The sequence below is a fragment of the Microbispora sp. H10670 genome (genome assembly GCF_014161385.1).
Lineage (GTDB): Bacteria > Actinomycetota > Actinomycetes > Streptosporangiales > Streptosporangiaceae > Microbispora > Microbispora triticiradicis.
In genome coordinates this window covers 105,669-120,155 of record NZ_JABBWW010000004.1, presented here as the reverse complement: position 1 = coordinate 120,155, position 14,487 = coordinate 105,669, and the positions used below count along the sequence as shown (strand labels likewise).

Here is a 14,487-nt window from a genome sequence, read left to right as displayed (position 1 = left end):
CCGGATGTCGGTGGGCGGTCATACCCTAGGGACGTGTCCATCGGAGCCGCCACCCATCCCTTGCTCGACGGCCTCAACCCGCAGCAGCGGGACGCCGTGACCCACCAGGGCAGCCCCCTGCTGATCGTCGCGGGGGCGGGCTCCGGGAAGACCCGGGTGCTGACCCACCGCATCGCCTACCTGCTGGCGGAACGCGGCGTCCAGCCGGGGGAGATCCTCGCGATCACCTTCACCAACAAGGCCGCCCGCGAGATGAAGGAGCGGGTCGACAAGCTGATCGGCCCGAGGTCCAGGGCGATGTGGGTGATGACGTTCCACAGCGCCTGCGTGCGGATCCTGCGGCGCGAGGCCAAGCGGCTGGGCTTCTCCTCCAGCTTCTCGATCTACGACCAGGCCGACTCCCAGCGGCTCATGGCGATGGTCTGCCGCGAGCTCGACCTCGATCCCAAGCGCTATCCGCCGCGGTCGTTCTCGGCCCAGGTCAGCAACTTCAAGAACGAGCTGATCGACTACGAGACGGCGGCCGACCGGGCGTCGACGCACCTGGAGCGCACGCTCGCCGAGGCGTACCGCACCTACCAGCGGCGGCTCACCGAGGCCGGCGCGATGGACTTCGACGACCTGATCATGCTGACGGTCACGTTGTTCCAGCTCTTCCCCGAGGTGGCCGAGCACTACCGGCGCAGGTTCCGGCACGTGATGGTCGACGAGTACCAGGACACCAACCACGCGCAGTACACGCTGATCCGCGAGCTGGTCGGGCGGCCCGAGGTGCGCACCGCCGACGGCGACGTGGTGCGCGAGGGCGTCGAGCCCGCCGAGCTGGTCGTCGTCGGCGACGCCGACCAGTCGATCTACGCCTTCCGCGGCGCGACGATCCGCAACATCCTGGAGTTCGAGCGCGACTACCCGGACGCCCGGACGATCCTGCTGGAGCAGAACTACCGCTCCACGCAGACGATCCTGAACGCCGCCAATTCGGTCATCTCCCGCAATGAGGGCCGCAAGCCGAAGAACCTGTGGTCCGACCAGGGCACGGGATCGAAGATCATCGGTTACGCGGCCGACAACGAGCACGACGAGGCCATGTTCGTCGCACAGGAGATCGACCGGCTCTGCGACGACCACGACGTCACGCCGGGCGACGTGGCGATCTTCTACCGCACGAACGCCGCCTCCCGCGTCTTCGAGGAGATCTTCATCCGCACCGGCCTGCCGTACAAGGTCGTGGGCGGTGTGCGGTTCTACGAGCGCAAGGAGGTCAAGGACCTGCTCGCCTACCTGCGGGTCCTGGCCAACCCGAACGACACGGTGTCGCTGCGGCGGGTCCTCAACGTGCCCAAGCGCGGCATCGGCGACCGGGCCGAGGCGATGGTCGAGGCGTTCGCGAACCGGGAGCGCATCGGCTTCTGGGAGGGACTGCGCCGGGCCGGGGAGGCTCCAGGGCTGGCCACCCGGTCGCTCAACGCGATCAGGGACTTCGTCGCGATGCTGGAGGAGTTGCGGGCCAAGGAGCTTCCGCTCTCCGACCTCGCGGAGGAGGTGCTCCGCGTCACCGGCTACCGCACGGAGCTGGAGGCCTCGGGCGATCCGCAGGACGAGAGCCGGCTGGAGAACCTCAACGAGCTGATCTCGGTGGCCGCCGAGTTCGAGGAGGACAACCCGGAGGGCACGCTCGTCGACTTCCTGGAGCAGGTCTCGCTGGTCGCCGACGCCGACCAGATCCCGGGCGGGAACGCGGGGGTCGTCCCCCCGGGCGATCGCGCTCCCGAGATCGGCGAGCACGGCGGGGTGGTCACGCTGATGACCCTGCACACCGCCAAGGGCCTGGAGTTCCCCGTGGTTTTCCTCACGGGCATGGAGGACGGGGTCTTCCCCCACATGCGCTCGCTCAGCGACCCGAAGGAACTGGAGGAGGAGCGCAGGCTGGCGTACGTCGGCATCACCCGGGCCAAGCAGCGGCTCTACCTGTCCCGCTCGGCGGTGCGGTCCTCGTGGGGGGCGCCGTCCTTCAACCCGGCCTCGCGCTTCCTGTCGGAGGTGCCGGGCGACCTGGTCGAGTGGCGCGGCGATCCCGGCAAGACCGCCTGGTCCGCCGCGACCTCCCGCCCCTCCGCCCGTACGGCGCCGGCGCCCAAGGCGGGCGGCCGTCAGATGCCGAGCCTGTCGCCCGGCGACCGCGTCACCCACGACAGCTTCGGGCTGGGCACGGTCGTCAGCGTGGACGGCGTCGCCGAGAAGACCCGAGTGAAGATCGACTTCGGTGGGGACGGGGAGAAGACCCTGCTGCTCGCCTACGCGCCCATCGAGAAGCTCTGAGCGGCAGCAGGACATTCTGAGCGGCGGCAGGGAGCCTCTGAGCGGCGGCCGGGCGGGAGCCCGGCCGCCGCGGGCGTCCCTACGCGGATCAGTCGCCCAGGTCGATGACCTGCGGCAGGTCCGGCACGCTGCCGTCGATGTCCGAGGTGGTGGCGACCTGGTCCTTCGGCGGCGCCTTCACCGTGACCTTCCCGCCCCAGCCGCCGTAGGCGGTCGTGCTGCTCATCTCGATGCCGATGCTCGTCTTCTTGACCTTCAAGGTCGCCGTCAACGAGCTGGACACCTTGCGGACGAGCTGGTCCCCGCCGATCCACAGCCTCCAGCTGATCACGCCCTTCGACATGCTGGAGGGCAGGCCCTTGCGCAGCGACGGCACCGCCGCGGCGAGCTGCTTCACCGTGATCGTGCCCCGGTAGAGCGTGGTCCGCGCGCCGTTGACGACACCGCCCGCGCCCTTGGCCTTGGTGGTCGCGAGGACCGCCTGGAGGGCACGCGGGTCGAGCGGGTTGACGAAGCCGCCGAGGCCGGTCAGCGCCGCGTCCGGGTCCTGCCCGGGCAGGCGCAGCCACGACTTGCCGTCGGGCAGCAGGTCCGCGTAGATGCCTCCGGAGACGTACGCCGTCCGGCCGACGGTGATGGTCCGCATCGGGTCGTTGAGGCCCTTGAGCTCGTCGTCGTCGCCCAGCCCGCCACCGTAGTTGGTCTTGGTGGTGAGGTCGGAGGACGCGACCCCGGACCGGCCGAACCCGATGACGCCCTTCGCGCCGGACTTGATGTCGATCAGGCCGCCGTAGTTCAACCTGGCGGACGAGACGACGCGGACGCCGCGGCCGGGAACGAACTGCTTCTTGAGCGCCGCCACCGGGTTCGCGGGCCGCGCCCGGCTTCCCGTGGGGGTCTGCGCATGGGCGGGGGCGGCGACGGCGGGCGCGACGAGCGCGGCCGTCGCGGCGCACGCCAGCGCCATGAATGCTCGCTTCACGTGGGGTTCCTCCCGTAAGTGCCCTTGATCATCAAGAGCGGCCCGGGAATCCTCGTGGTTCATGATCACGGACAAGTCACGGAAATCTAGATTTCCTGTGAAATGGCAGATGAAGGGCGGGTATGCGGGGTGATTATTATTTCGGGCGAATAATTCGCATGCGAAAGGACCGCATGGAGGAGAGGCCGGCCGTCGAGGAGATCTCCCGGCTCTATCCCGCCGTCCACCGGTGTCTCCGGATGTCCGGGCAGCCGGTGGGCGAGGGCGACGTCACGGCGCGCATGGCGTCGGTCCTGCGCCGTCTGGTCGCCCACGGCCCGCTCACGGTGGGCGAACTGGCCGGGCAGTTGCGGCTGTCCATGGCCGCGACGACCGAACTCGTCGACCGTGTCGAGGACCGGGGCCTCGTGGTGCGGGTCCGCGACCGGCGCGACCGCCGGCGGGTCTTCGTCCGCGTCACCGACGCCGGCCACGCCGCCGCCCTGACCGCCCTGCCGCGGGGGGAGGACCCGCTGGCGCGGGCCGTACGGGCCATGACCCCGGGGGAGCGGCAGGGGCTCGTCGACGGCCTGCGCGCGCTGCTGCGCGCGGCGCGGGCGGACGGCTGAGCCGCGCCGCGGCGGGCAGGGGGCGTTCGCCGCCCCGGCGGTTACGCTTCGGGCAGCGGCACCATTTGGGAGGTCTTCATGGCAGGCAGGATTCGGGTCGTCGTCGCCAAACCGGGGCTCGACGGGCACGACCGCGGCGTCAAGGTCGTGGCGCGGGCGCTACGGGACGCGGGCATGGAGGTCGTCTACACCGGGCTGCACCAGACGCCGGAGCAGATCGTCCGGACGGCGATCCAGGAGGACGCGGCGGCCATCGGGCTGTCCATCCTGTCCGGCGCCCACATGACGCTCTTCGCCCGGCTCTTCGAGGTGCTGCGCGAGGAGGACGCCGAGGACATCGTCGTGTTCGGCGGCGGCATCATCCCCGAGGCCGACATCCCCGAGCTGGAGCGGATGGGGGTGGCGCGGATATTCACGCCCGGCTCCACGACGCAGGAGATCGTGGACTGGGTCCGTTCTGCGGTTCCCGCCACCGTTTAGGCATTTTGCCCAACCTTGCCGTAATCGAGGGTTGAAGGCAAGGCTCCGGGTGACCCGATGACAAGGCCATGCTCGCGCGGGGACTAGGCTTCTTGCGCGGAATAGCCGGGCGGGACGACGGCGCCCGGCCTCGGACATCAAAAGGGACGGACCCTCGTGGACCTGTTCGAACATCAGGCGAAGGAGCTCTTCGCGGAGTACGGCATCGCGGTGCCGCGCGGAATCGTGGCGCACACCGCGGATGAGGCGCGGGCGGCTGCCGAGCAGCTCACCGGACGCGTTGTCGTCAAGGCCCAGGTCAAGACCGGCGGGCGCGGCAAGGCCGGCGGCGTGAAGGTGGCCGACGACGCCGCCGACGCGTACGACAAGGCGACGCGGATCCTCGGCATGGACATCAAGGGCCACACGGTCCACAAGGTCCTGATCGAGGAGGCCAGCCAGATCGCGGAGGAGTACTACTTCTCCTTCCTCCTCGACCGTGCCAACCGTACGTTCCTCGCGATCTGCTCCGCCTCCGGCGGCATGGACATCGAGGAGGTCGCGCACACCGCGCCGGAGAAGGTGGCGAAGGTGCCGGTCAGCCCGCTGACGGGCGTCGACCGCGCCAGGGCCCGCGAGATCGCGGTGGCCGGCGGCCTGCCGCAGCAGGCGCTGGACGGCGCCGCCGAGCTGATCGAGAAGCTCTGGGCCGTCTTCGTGGACGAGGACGCCTCGCTCGTCGAGGTCAACCCCATGATCCTGTCGGCCGACGGCCAGGTGAAGGCGCTCGACGGCAAGGTCACCCTCGACGACAACGCGGACTTCCGCCAGGCGGAGCACGTGACGTACGTCGACAAGGCCGCGGAGGACCCGCTGGAGGCCCGCGCCAAGGAGAAGCACCTCAACTACGTGAAGCTGGACGGCGACGTCGGCATCATCGGCAACGGCGCCGGCCTGGTCATGTCCACGCTGGACGTCGTGGCGTACGCGGGCGAGGAGTTCCCCGGGCGGCCCAAGCCGGCCAACTTCCTCGACATCGGCGGCGGGGCCTCGGCCGAGGTCATGGCGAACGGACTGGAGATCATCCTGTCCGACCCGTCGGTGAAGTCGGTCTTCGTGAACGTCTTCGGCGGCATCACCGCCTGCGACGCGGTCGCCAACGGCATCGTCTCGGCCTTCAAGCTGCTGGAGAGCCGTGGCGAGGAAGTGACCCACCCGCTCGTCGTCCGTCTGGACGGCAACAACGCCGCTCTCGGGCGGCAGATCCTGGCCGACGCCGCGCTCCCGCGCGTCGAGCTGGTCGACACGATGGACGAAGCGGCCAAGCGCGCCGCCGAGCTCGCCGCGGTAGGTGCGTAATGGCTATCTGGCTCACCGAGAACAGCAAGATCATCGTTCAGGGCATGACCGGCGGTGAGGGCACCAAGCACACCCGCCGCATGCTCGCCGCCGGGGTTAACGTCGTGGGCGGCGTCAACGCCCGCAAGGCCGGCGTCACGCACGAGGGCCTGCCGGTCTTTGGCACCGTCAAGGAGGCCATGGAGCAGACGGGCGCGGACGTCTCCGTCGTCTTCGTGCCCCCGGCGCACACCAAGGCGGCCGTCCGTGAGGCCATCGACGCCGAGATCCCGCTGTGCGTGGTCATCACCGAGGGCGTGCCGGTCCACGACACCACCGAGTTCTGGGCGTACGCCGTCTCCAAGGGCAACAAGACCCGCATCATCGGGCCGAACTGCCCCGGCATCGCCTCGCCCGGCGCGTCCAACGCCGGGATCATCCCGGCCGACATCACCACCAAGGGCCGCGTGGGCCTGGTGTCGAAGTCGGGCACGCTGACCTACCAGCTCATGTACGAGCTGCGCGACATCGGCTTCTCCACCTGCGTCGGCATCGGCGGCGACCCGGTCATCGGCACGACCCACATCGATGCGCTCCAGGCGTTCCAGGACGACCCGGAGACCGACGCGATCGTGATGATCGGCGAGATCGGCGGCGACGCCGAGGAGCGGGCCGCGGCCTACATCGACGAGCACGTCACCAAGCCCGTCGTCGCCTACGTCGCCGGGTTCACCGCGCCCGAGGGCAAGACGATGGGCCACGCCGGCGCGATCGTGTCCGGCTCCGCCGGCACCGCCCAGGCCAAGAAGGAGGCCCTGGAGAAGGTCGGCGTCCGCGTCGGCCGCACTCCCAGCGAGACCGCCCGCCTCATGCGCGAGCTCATGTCGTGACCAACGAGTCGTGACGGGCGGGCCGCCGGGTCCTCAGGGGTTCCGGCGGCCCAGCCGTCCTCCCGGCGCCGTTCGTGACCTCACGCCTCCTGCGTGAGGTCACGACGCGTACCAGGGGGAGTCGCCGCGGGCGGCGACTGCAAGATCATCCCATTTCGAGTGGGGGTGAACGGCGTGGCGACGTGGAGTGCGGCGGCCGCGCTGGGATGATGAGGTAGCGTGACGGGACTTCTCGATCAAATCAGGACCGGTCCCCGCGCCGTCCTCGGTCGCGGTGGCGCCGGCGACGACGAGGAGAGCCGCCGTCCGCTTCCCGTCTCCGGCATGCTGGCCGCGTTCTGGACGCTCGGCGTCGGCATTGCCGTGCTCACCACGCTCACGCTCATCGGCTGGATGGCCGCCCCCCGGGGGCCCTTCGGCGAGGGCCTGCCCGGCGTGTTCCGCACCGCCTGCCAGCTCTGGCTGGCCGCCCACCACGCCGGATTCGCGATCCCCGGCGGCCGGGTGGGCCTGCTGCCCATCGGGCTCATGATCCTGCCCGGCGCGCTGCTCTACCGGGCGGGCCTGTGGATGGCACGCGACGCCGACCTGCGGCTGAGGATGCCGGCCCGGCTGCCGAAGGGCACCCCCCGCGACGTCGAGAACGCCCGCCGCCGCGCCCAGCTCGTGCTCATCGCCCAGGCCGGCATCTCGCTGGCCGCGCCGTACGCGCTGCTCGCCGGGGTGATCGCCCTGGTGTCGCGCAACGAGATCATGCAGCCGTTCCCGGGGGAGGCGCTCGTCAGCCACCTGCTGCTGGCCTTCGTCACGGGATCGGTGGCCACCGCCCGCACGATCGGGCCGTGGCGGTCGATGCTGCGCCTGCTGCCCGAGCGGCCGCGCTCGCTCGTCGCGGGTACGGCCGTCGCGACCGCGCTGCTCCTCACGGCCGGGGCGGTGCTCGTCCTCGTGGCCGTGGCGATGAACTTCACCCGGATCCAGCAGATGTCGGAGGTGCTCAGCCCCGGCCTGGTCGGCGGTGGGCTGCTCCTGCTCCTGGAGGTCCTCTACTTCTTCAACGCCGTGATCTGGGGAATGGCGTACATCTCGGGACCCGGCTTCGCGGTGGGCGCGGGCACGCTGGTCGCGCCCACCGGGGTCAAACTGAGCGCGGTTCCCATGCTGCCGCTGCTCGGCGCACTGCCGCCGTCCGGCACCGCGCCTCCGTGGGTCATGTCGGTGATCGCTGTGCCGTTCGCCGCGGGGGCGGTCGCGGGCGTGGTGACGGCCCGCGTCGCGCCGACCCCCTCGATCGAGGCCGCGCCGCTGTGGGGCTTCGTCTGCGGGATCACCAGCGGGCTCGCGGCGGGGACGCTCGCGGCGCTGTCGGGCGGGCCGCTCGGCGGGGCCGGGCTGGCCGCCGTGGGGCCCTCCCCCTGGGAGGTGGCGCTGTCGGTCGCGCTGGAGGTCGGCGTGGCCGCCGGAATCTCGGCCGGCATCGCCAACTGGTGGCTGATCTCCCGGCGGCCGGCGACCCCGCCGGAGCCGGTCAGGAAGGCCGGCGCCGTGATCGCCAAGGCGGCCGGGAAGGTGCGACCGGCCCGGGGCGCCCATCTCCCGGGACACTGGCTGGACGCCACCGAGGCGGAGACCCAGCCGATCCCCGTGATCAGGGACGACTGGACCGACGAGCACGCCGCGGCGACCGCGGAGACGTTCGACGACATGACCGCCCGGCGGGGCCGGCCGGAGCCGCCGCGTAAACCGCCCGCCGGCGCCGCCCCGAAGCCGCGTACGGACATCGTCGACGAGACCGACGACCGCGGGGGCCACGTCATCTACGTCGACCCCTACGCCTGGGACCGCGACTGACGACCCACCGGCCGGCCGGCGGCGGGACGCGCCTGACGGACGACAGCCCGCCGTCGGAGGGCCGGGCCAGGGAGTGCTCGCCCATGCCTCCGGCCGCGCCCACGAGCGTGTTCACGGGCTCGGGCAGGCCAGGGTCTCGGGTATGGGCCCGGCCACGGTTTCGGGTGCTGACCCCGGCTCGGGGACGGTCGAGGCGAGGCGGTCCCGCAGCCGGGTCAGGCGGCCGATCTCGTCGTTCAGGGCGGCGATGCGGCGCTGGACGACCCCCGTGCCGCCCGTGCAGCCGGGGGAGCCGTACGGCGGGAGGGTGTCGCCCTCCAGCAGGTCCAGGCGGTCGGCGCAGCCGGCGACGTCCTCGACGGTCAGGCCGAGGGCGAGCAACTGGCGCACCAGGCGGATGCGGGCGATCTCACGCGGGCCGTACTCCCGCTGGCCCGACGCCGTGCGCGGCGGGAGGAGCAGCCCACGCTGCTCGTAGAAGCGCAGGGCGCGCGGAGTGGTCCCCGTCGCCGCCGCGGCGTCGCCGATCCGCATGCCCGTCCCGCCTCCGCCCTCGCGCCCTGCCGTGGCCACCCCGCTCCGACCGCGTGGGCCGGCCACACCGTCACGGCCGCGCCGCCCCGGCCGCCTCGTTCCGACCCCACCGCTCCGGCCGCCTCGTTCCGGCCGCACCGCTCGGGCCGCCTCGTTCTGGCCACGCTCGCTCGGTCGTTTCGCCCCGGTCATCACGATCGCACCCCTACGGCCGTATCACCACTGTCGCGCGCTCCTGGACTGCCGGGCCCCGTCGTCTTCGGCCGCGTCGTTCACGGCGTTGTTCACGGCGTTGTTCACGGCTCCACGACGACGGTGCCGACGTGTCGTCCGTCGAAGAGCTCACGCAGTGCCAGCGGTGCGCGGTCGATGCCCGGGATCCGCGTGTGCGGAAAGGAGATGGATCCCGAGCGGAGCCAGGCGCCGAAGCGCTCCCTCCACTCCGCGGTGGTCGCCGCGTCGACGCCGGTCAGGCCGCGAAGGGTGATGTTCCCGAGGATGAGCCGGAAGGTGTCCAGCTCCACGGGGGCGGTCGCGCCGGTGGAAGCCGCCGACAGCTGCGTGGCCAGGGTCCCGACCAGGACGAGGCGGGCCCCCGGCCGTGCCGCGTCGGCCGCCGCACGGAGCTGCTCGCCGCCGACGTTGTCGACGACCACGTCGATGCCGTCGGGCGCGGCCTCGGCCAGCCGCGCGCCGATCGGACCGTCGCCGCGGAGGACGACCGCGTCGTAGCCGAGCTCGGCGGTCATGCGCTCGGCCTTCGCGGCCGAGCCGGTGCTGCCGATCACGCGCGCCGCGCCCAGCAGGCGGGCGATCTGGCCCGCGAGCGACCCGACGCCTCCGGCGCCCCCGCTGACGAACACGGTCTCTCCCGGGCGCAGGCCCGCGATCCGCGTCAGGGCCGCGTACGCCGTGGCCCCCGGAGCGAGGTAGGCGGCGGGGTCGGGCAGGGCGCCGTCCAGCGGCTCGGAGTCGGGGACCACGGCCTACTCGCGCCAGCCCTGGAAGTGCGAGACCAGGTCGCCCGGCCGCAGGCTCGCGCCGTCCCCGGCCGTGACGACCTCGCCGACGGCGGGGCCGAACAGCGTGTCCCCCGGCCGCAGGGGCGGAAAGGGCGCGCCCGGCACGCCCCCGGCCGTCAACGTGCGCAGCGCCGGAAAGACCTGGAAGCAGCGGTTGCGGACCAGGACCTCACCGGCTCCCGGCACAGGCGTCGGGACCTCCACGACGGCCAGGTGCTCGGGGCCGGGCAGACCGGACGGAACCTCGGTGAGCCTGATCTCCCGTACGGTGCCGGGCGGTGTCTCGGACATGGGCTTCTCCTCGCGCGACGACGTGAGCGGCCGTGCGGCCCCGCCGCACGCCGCCGCGACGGTAAACCCTGACCCGTACGTCAAGGGCAAACCGGAGGAACGCCCGGCCCTCGGCGAGGGGCCGTCAGGCGGGGGCGGGGACGGAGGCGGGCCAGGCGATGCCGAGCTTGTCCTCGAAGGCCCGCATGAGCTGGTCGGAGCACTGCTGCTGGGCGGCCACCGTGCCCGCGCCCTTGCGGCACTCGGTGTAGGCGTTGAGCTCCGCCGAGAAGTAGAGCTGGAAGGCCGTCGTGACGGCGCCCAGGACGAACGCGAGTGTCGACAGCACCACGGCGCCGGTCGCCATGCCGATGCCCTGCCGTGCGCGGTTCAGCAGGCGGAGATCGCGGACGGCCACGATGAACGCGAAAACCGACAGCGCCAGCCCCGCGGGCGGCAGCAGCAGGGTGAAGACCATGGCCGTGACGGCCAGGGCCAGCGCCCTGCGTCCTCCCGTCGTGGGGGCCGAAGTCTCAAGGGATGTTGTCACGGTCTCCTCGCCTCGCGTTCGCATAGCCCGTCGTGAATCCTGATGGCCGGCGCCCGATACGCTTTAGCTGCGTCGAGGGCCCACCCTCCACGCAGCGACCATCTCTAAGGAACCATCTCCCGGTAATCACCTGCAAAACGAAGCCAGCTCACGAAGGAGTTCCGCCCTGTCCTTCCGGCTCGTGGTCCTCGTCTCAGGATCGGGGACCAACCTGCAAGCGCTGCTCGACGCCGCCTCCGACGACGCGTACGGCGCGACGGTGGTGGCCGTCGGAGCCGACCGCGACGACATCGAGGGCTTGGCGCGGGCCGGGCGCGCGGGCGTCCCCACGTTCGTCGAGCGGGTGGGCGACCACCCCACCCGGGAGGAATGGGACGAGAGCCTGGCGGAGCGCATCGCCGGGCACCGGCCCGACCTCGTGGTCTCCGCCGGGTTCATGAGGATCCTCGGTCCTCGGGTGCTGGCCGCGTTCCCGGTCGTCAACACCCACCCGGCGCTGCTGCCCTCCTTCCCGGGCGCCCACGCGGTGCGCGACGCGCTCGCGTACGGCGTCCGCGTCACCGGCTGCACCGTGCACCTGGTCGACGCGGGCGTGGACACCGGGCCGGTGATCGCCCAGGAGGCGGTGCCGGTGCGGGAGGGCGACGACGAGGAGTCGCTGCACGAGCGGATCAAGACCGTCGAGCGCGGCCTCCTCGTCGAGATGGTCGGCCGGATGGCCCGCGAGGGCTGGACCACGACCGGGCGGACCGTACGCCTGGGGACGGCGCGAGCCGCGGGACAGGCCGCCGCCGCGCGGCGCCCGGCGCCCGTCGCAGAACCGGCTCCGGCACAGGACCGGACACAGGGCACGACATCAGGAAGGACCACGAAGTGACCCGCATCGCCATCCGCCGTGCGCTCATCACCGTTTACGACAAGACGGGTCTGGAAGACCTGGCGCGGGGGCTTGAGGCCGCGGGCGTGGAGATCGTGTCGACCGGCGGCACCGCCGCCGCGATCGCCTCCTACGGCGTGCCGGTCACCAGGGTGGAGTCGCTCACCGGCTTCCCCGAGTGCCTGGACGGCCGGGTCAAGACCCTCCACCCGCGGGTGCACGCCGGTCTGCTCGCCGACGGCGGCAACCCCTCGCACGTCAAGCAGCTGGAGGAGCTGGAGATCGAGCAGTTCCAGCTCGCGGTGGTGAACCTCTACCCGTTCGCCGCCACGGTGGCCTCCGGCGCCTCGGACGCCGAGTGCGTCGAGCAGATCGACATCGGCGGCCCCGCGATGATCCGGGCCGCCGCCAAGAACCACGGCACGGTGGCCGTGGTCGTCGACCCCGTGGCGTACGGCGACGTGCTGGCCGCGGCCGCGGAGGGCGGCTTCACGCTGACCGAGCGCAGGAGGCTCGCCGCCACGGCCTACGCGCACACCGCGGCGTACGACGTCGCGGTGGCGTCGTGGTTCGGCAACGTGTACGCCCCCGAGGGCGAGTGGCCGTCGTTCATGGGCGCGGCGTGGAAGCGCAAGGCGGCCCTGCGGTACGGCGAGAACCCGCACCAGGGAGCCGCGCTCTACACCGGCGGCACGGACGGCCTGGCCAACGCCGAGCAGCTCCACGGCAAGGAGATGTCCTACAACAACTACGTGGACGCCGACGCCGCCTGGCGGGCCGCCTGGGACTTCGCCGAGCCGGCCGTCGCCATCATCAAGCACGCCAACCCCTGCGGCATCGCCGTGGGCGCCGACGTGGCCGAGGCGCACCGAAAGGCGCACGAGTGCGACCCGGTCTCGGCGTACGGCGGGGTGATCGCGGTGAACCGCGAGGTGACCCGTGAGCTGGCCGAGCAGATCGCGCCGATCTTCACGGAGGTCGTGGTGGCGCCGTCGTTCGCGGCGGACGCGCTGGAGATCCTGCGGGAGAAGAAGAACATCCGGCTGCTCGCCTGCCCGTCGGGGCCGGCGAACGCCGCGGAGTTCCGCCGCGTCGACGGCGGCCTCCTCGTGCAGACGGTCGACCGGGTGGACGCCCCCGGCGACGACCCGTCCGGCTGGGAGCTCAGGGCCGGCGAGCCGGCCTCGCCCGAGGTGCTGGCCGACCTCGCCTTCGCCTGGCGGGCCTGCCGTTCGGTGAAGTCCAACGCGATCCTCCTCGCGACCGGCGGCGCGACCGTCGGCGTCGGAATGGGCCAGGTCAACCGGGTCGACTCGGCCCGGCTGGCGGTCGCGCGGGCCGGTGAGCGCGCGGCCGGATCGGTCGGGGCCTCCGACGCGTACTTCCCCTTCCCGGACGGCCTTCAGGTGCTGACCGAGGCGGGGGTGAAGGCGATCGTGGAGCCGGGCGGATCGATCCGCGACGACCAGGTCATCGAGGCCGCCAAGGAGGCGGGCATCACGCTCTACTTCACCGGCACCCGCCACTTCTTCCACTGACCGGACCACGGTCAGCGGGGGAGCGACGCGATCGGAGGGGCACTCGGGGGACAGAAAGGGCGGAAACGGCACGATCACCCTTGTGGTGCGGTTAGCCTGAAACGCCCCACTCTTCTTCCCCCGGAGTCCCTCCATGCCCGTTGACATGCTCACGACTTCTTTCGCCCTGATGAACGGCGTGTGGAACAGCCCCCTCGCGCTGCTGCCCATCGCGGTCCTGGCCGCGTACCTCGGGTGGAAGATCGTGGAGTTCATCCCTCTCACCCGCCGGATCATCGAGCGCCGCGAGGGGGCTCAGTAGAACCACCTGGACGAACTGGGGAGTGCGATGACCGCGCGGCTTCTGGACGGCAAGGCGACCGCCGCCACGATCAAGGGTGAACTGGCGGAGCGGGTGAAGGCTCTGGCGAACCGGGGCATCACCCCCGGGCTGGGCACGATCCTGGTCGGTGAGGACCCGGGCAGTCAGATCTACGTCGCGGGCAAGCACCGCGACTGCGCGGAGGTCGGCATCACCTCCATCCGGAAGGACCTTCCGGACACCGCCACCCAGGCCGACGTGGAGGCCGCGGTCGACGAGCTGAACGCCGACCCGGCCTGCACGGGCTACATCGTCCAGCTTCCGCTGCCGCGTCACCTGGACACCCAGGCGCTCATCGAGCGGATGGACCCGGCCAAGGACGCCGACGGCCTCCACCCGGTCAACCTGGGCAGGCTCGTCCACATGGTCGACGCCCCGCTGCCGTGCACCCCGCGCGGCATCGTGGTGCTGCTCCAGCGGTACGGCGTGCCGATCAAGGGCGCCGAGGTCGTCGTCGTCGGCCGGGGCATCACCGTGGGCCGGCCGCTGGGCCTGCTGCTCACCCGGCGCGCGGAGAACGCCACCGTGACGCTCTGCCACACCGGCACCCAGGACCTGGCGTCCCACGTGCGCCGGGCGGACATCGTCGTCGCCGCGGCCGGGGTGCCCCACCTGGTGACCGCGGAGATGGTCAAGCCGGGCGCGGCCGTGCTCGACGTGGGCGTGTCCCGGGTCGACGGGAAGATCGCCGGAGACGTGGCCCCCGACGTCCGCGAGGTGGCGGGTTTCGTCGCTCCCAACCCCGGCGGGGTGGGGCCGATGACCCGGGCCATGCTGCTGGCCAACGTCGTCGAGGCCGCCGAGCGGCAGTGACGGCACCGGCCGGCCCGGGTGGCTGGCGTGGCCCGGGTGGCGCGGTCCGGGTGGCGTAAGGACCCGGGCAAGGAT

The 14,487-nt window shown here is 72.1% G+C and carries 15 protein-coding genes; 10 read left to right on the top strand and 5 right to left on the bottom strand.

Going from position 1 to position 14,487, the window contains the following annotated elements:
- The first annotated feature begins 60 nt into the window (after window positions 1-60).
- Window positions 61-2,319: a DNA helicase PcrA gene (gene pcrA, locus HHX33_RS07900; protein ID WP_182874178.1), complete on the top strand. Its 2,259-nt coding sequence runs from the start codon at window positions 61-63 to the stop codon at window positions 2,317-2,319.
- A gap of 88 nt (window positions 2,320-2,407) precedes the next feature.
- Here the strand turns inward: pcrA and HHX33_RS07895 are convergent, their stop codons facing one another.
- A complete protein-coding gene (locus HHX33_RS07895) occupies window positions 2,408-3,301 on the bottom strand; it encodes a hypothetical protein (protein WP_182874026.1) in 894 nt (297 codons plus the stop codon).
- A gap of 158 nt (window positions 3,302-3,459) precedes the next feature.
- Between HHX33_RS07895 and HHX33_RS07890 the strand changes: the two genes are divergently transcribed.
- The 5 genes from HHX33_RS07890 (at window position 3,460) to HHX33_RS07870 (ending at window position 8,447) form a co-directional block, all read left to right on the top strand.
- Window positions 3,460-3,909, top strand: a complete 450-nt coding sequence (locus tag HHX33_RS07890) for a MarR family transcriptional regulator (RefSeq protein ID WP_182874025.1) — start codon at window positions 3,460-3,462, stop codon at window positions 3,907-3,909.
- Between the two features lie 78 nt (window positions 3,910-3,987).
- Window positions 3,988-4,389: a cobalamin B12-binding domain-containing protein gene (locus HHX33_RS07885; protein WP_111698412.1), complete on the top strand. Its 402-nt coding sequence runs from the start codon at window positions 3,988-3,990 to the stop codon at window positions 4,387-4,389.
- Window positions 4,390-4,545: 156 nt separating this feature from the next.
- On the top strand, window positions 4,546-5,727 hold the full coding sequence (gene sucC / locus HHX33_RS07880; protein WP_182874024.1) for an ADP-forming succinate--CoA ligase subunit beta: 1,182 nt from the start codon (window positions 4,546-4,548) through the stop codon (window positions 5,725-5,727).
- Window positions 5,727-6,596 carry a succinate--CoA ligase subunit alpha gene (gene sucD / locus HHX33_RS07875; RefSeq protein WP_111698408.1) on the top strand — a complete coding sequence of 290 codons (870 nt, stop codon included), beginning with the start codon at window positions 5,727-5,729 and terminating at the stop codon, window positions 6,594-6,596. The genes sucC and sucD overlap by 1 nt, the downstream gene beginning before the upstream one ends.
- 219 nt (window positions 6,597-6,815) lie before the next feature.
- The gene (locus tag HHX33_RS07870; protein WP_182874023.1) at window positions 6,816-8,447 is read left to right on the top strand and encodes a DUF6350 family protein; all 1,632 of its coding nucleotides are present in this window, start codon (window positions 6,816-6,818) and stop codon (window positions 8,445-8,447) included.
- 111 nt (window positions 8,448-8,558) lie between these two features.
- Here HHX33_RS07870 and HHX33_RS07865 read toward each other — a convergent pair whose 3' ends face one another.
- The 4 genes from HHX33_RS07865 to HHX33_RS07855 all read right to left on the bottom strand — a co-directional run bounded on the left by HHX33_RS07865 (window position 8,559) and on the right by HHX33_RS07855 (window position 10,823).
- Window positions 8,559-8,981 (bottom strand): MerR family transcriptional regulator, encoded by a 423-nt coding sequence (locus HHX33_RS07865; protein ID WP_182874022.1) that lies wholly within the window; start codon window positions 8,979-8,981, stop codon window positions 8,559-8,561.
- A 296-nt stretch (window positions 8,982-9,277) separates the two neighbouring features.
- Window positions 9,278-9,964 (bottom strand): zinc-binding dehydrogenase, encoded by a 687-nt coding sequence (locus HHX33_RS07860; protein WP_220501612.1) that lies wholly within the window; start codon window positions 9,962-9,964, stop codon window positions 9,278-9,280.
- A 3-nt stretch (window positions 9,965-9,967) separates the two neighbouring features.
- A complete protein-coding gene (locus tag HHX33_RS34935) occupies window positions 9,968-10,294 on the bottom strand; it encodes a hypothetical protein (RefSeq protein WP_220501611.1) in 327 nt (108 codons plus the stop codon).
- Window positions 10,295-10,418: 124 nt separating this feature from the next.
- Window positions 10,419-10,823 (bottom strand): hypothetical protein, encoded by a 405-nt coding sequence (locus HHX33_RS07855; protein ID WP_182874021.1) that lies wholly within the window; start codon window positions 10,821-10,823, stop codon window positions 10,419-10,421.
- Between the two features lie 166 nt (window positions 10,824-10,989).
- On the opposite strand from HHX33_RS07855, the gene purN reads away from it, so the two are divergent.
- The 4 genes from purN to HHX33_RS07835 all read left to right on the top strand — a co-directional run bounded on the left by purN (window position 10,990) and on the right by HHX33_RS07835 (window position 14,412).
- Window positions 10,990-11,700 (top strand): phosphoribosylglycinamide formyltransferase, encoded by a 711-nt coding sequence (purN, locus tag HHX33_RS07850; protein WP_182874177.1) that lies wholly within the window; start codon window positions 10,990-10,992, stop codon window positions 11,698-11,700.
- Window positions 11,697-13,238, top strand: a complete 1,542-nt coding sequence (purH, locus tag HHX33_RS07845) for a bifunctional phosphoribosylaminoimidazolecarboxamide formyltransferase/IMP cyclohydrolase (protein WP_182874020.1) — start codon at window positions 11,697-11,699, stop codon at window positions 13,236-13,238. Before purN ends, purH begins: the two co-directional genes overlap by 4 nt.
- 145 nt (window positions 13,239-13,383) lie before the next feature.
- Entirely contained in the window at window positions 13,384-13,539 is a 156-nt protein-coding gene (locus HHX33_RS07840) for a hypothetical protein (protein ID WP_182874196.1), read from the top strand.
- 27 nt (window positions 13,540-13,566) lie between these two features.
- Window positions 13,567-14,412 (top strand): bifunctional methylenetetrahydrofolate dehydrogenase/methenyltetrahydrofolate cyclohydrolase, encoded by an 846-nt coding sequence (locus tag HHX33_RS07835; protein WP_111698398.1) that lies wholly within the window; start codon window positions 13,567-13,569, stop codon window positions 14,410-14,412.
- Window positions 14,413-14,487 lie beyond the last annotated feature (75 nt).

Coding starts and splice junctions, on each gene's coding strand:
- HHX33_RS07885 (WP_111698412.1), top strand. CDS start 3,988: ATGGCAGGCAGGATTCGGGTCGTCGTCGCCAAACCGGGGCTCGACGGG.
- HHX33_RS07865 (WP_182874022.1), bottom strand. CDS start 8,981: ATGCGGATCGGCGACGCCGCGGCGGCGACGGGGACCACTCCGCGCGCC.
- HHX33_RS07840 (WP_182874196.1), top strand. CDS start 13,384: ATGCTCACGACTTCTTTCGCCCTGATGAACGGCGTGTGGAACAGCCCC.
- sucD (WP_111698408.1), top strand. CDS start 5,727: ATGGCTATCTGGCTCACCGAGAACAGCAAGATCATCGTTCAGGGCATG.
- HHX33_RS07835 (WP_111698398.1), top strand. CDS start 13,567: ATGACCGCGCGGCTTCTGGACGGCAAGGCGACCGCCGCCACGATCAAG.
- HHX33_RS34935 (WP_220501611.1), bottom strand. CDS start 10,294: ATGTCCGAGACACCGCCCGGCACCGTACGGGAGATCAGGCTCACCGAG.
- HHX33_RS07890 (WP_182874025.1), top strand. CDS start 3,460: ATGCGAAAGGACCGCATGGAGGAGAGGCCGGCCGTCGAGGAGATCTCC.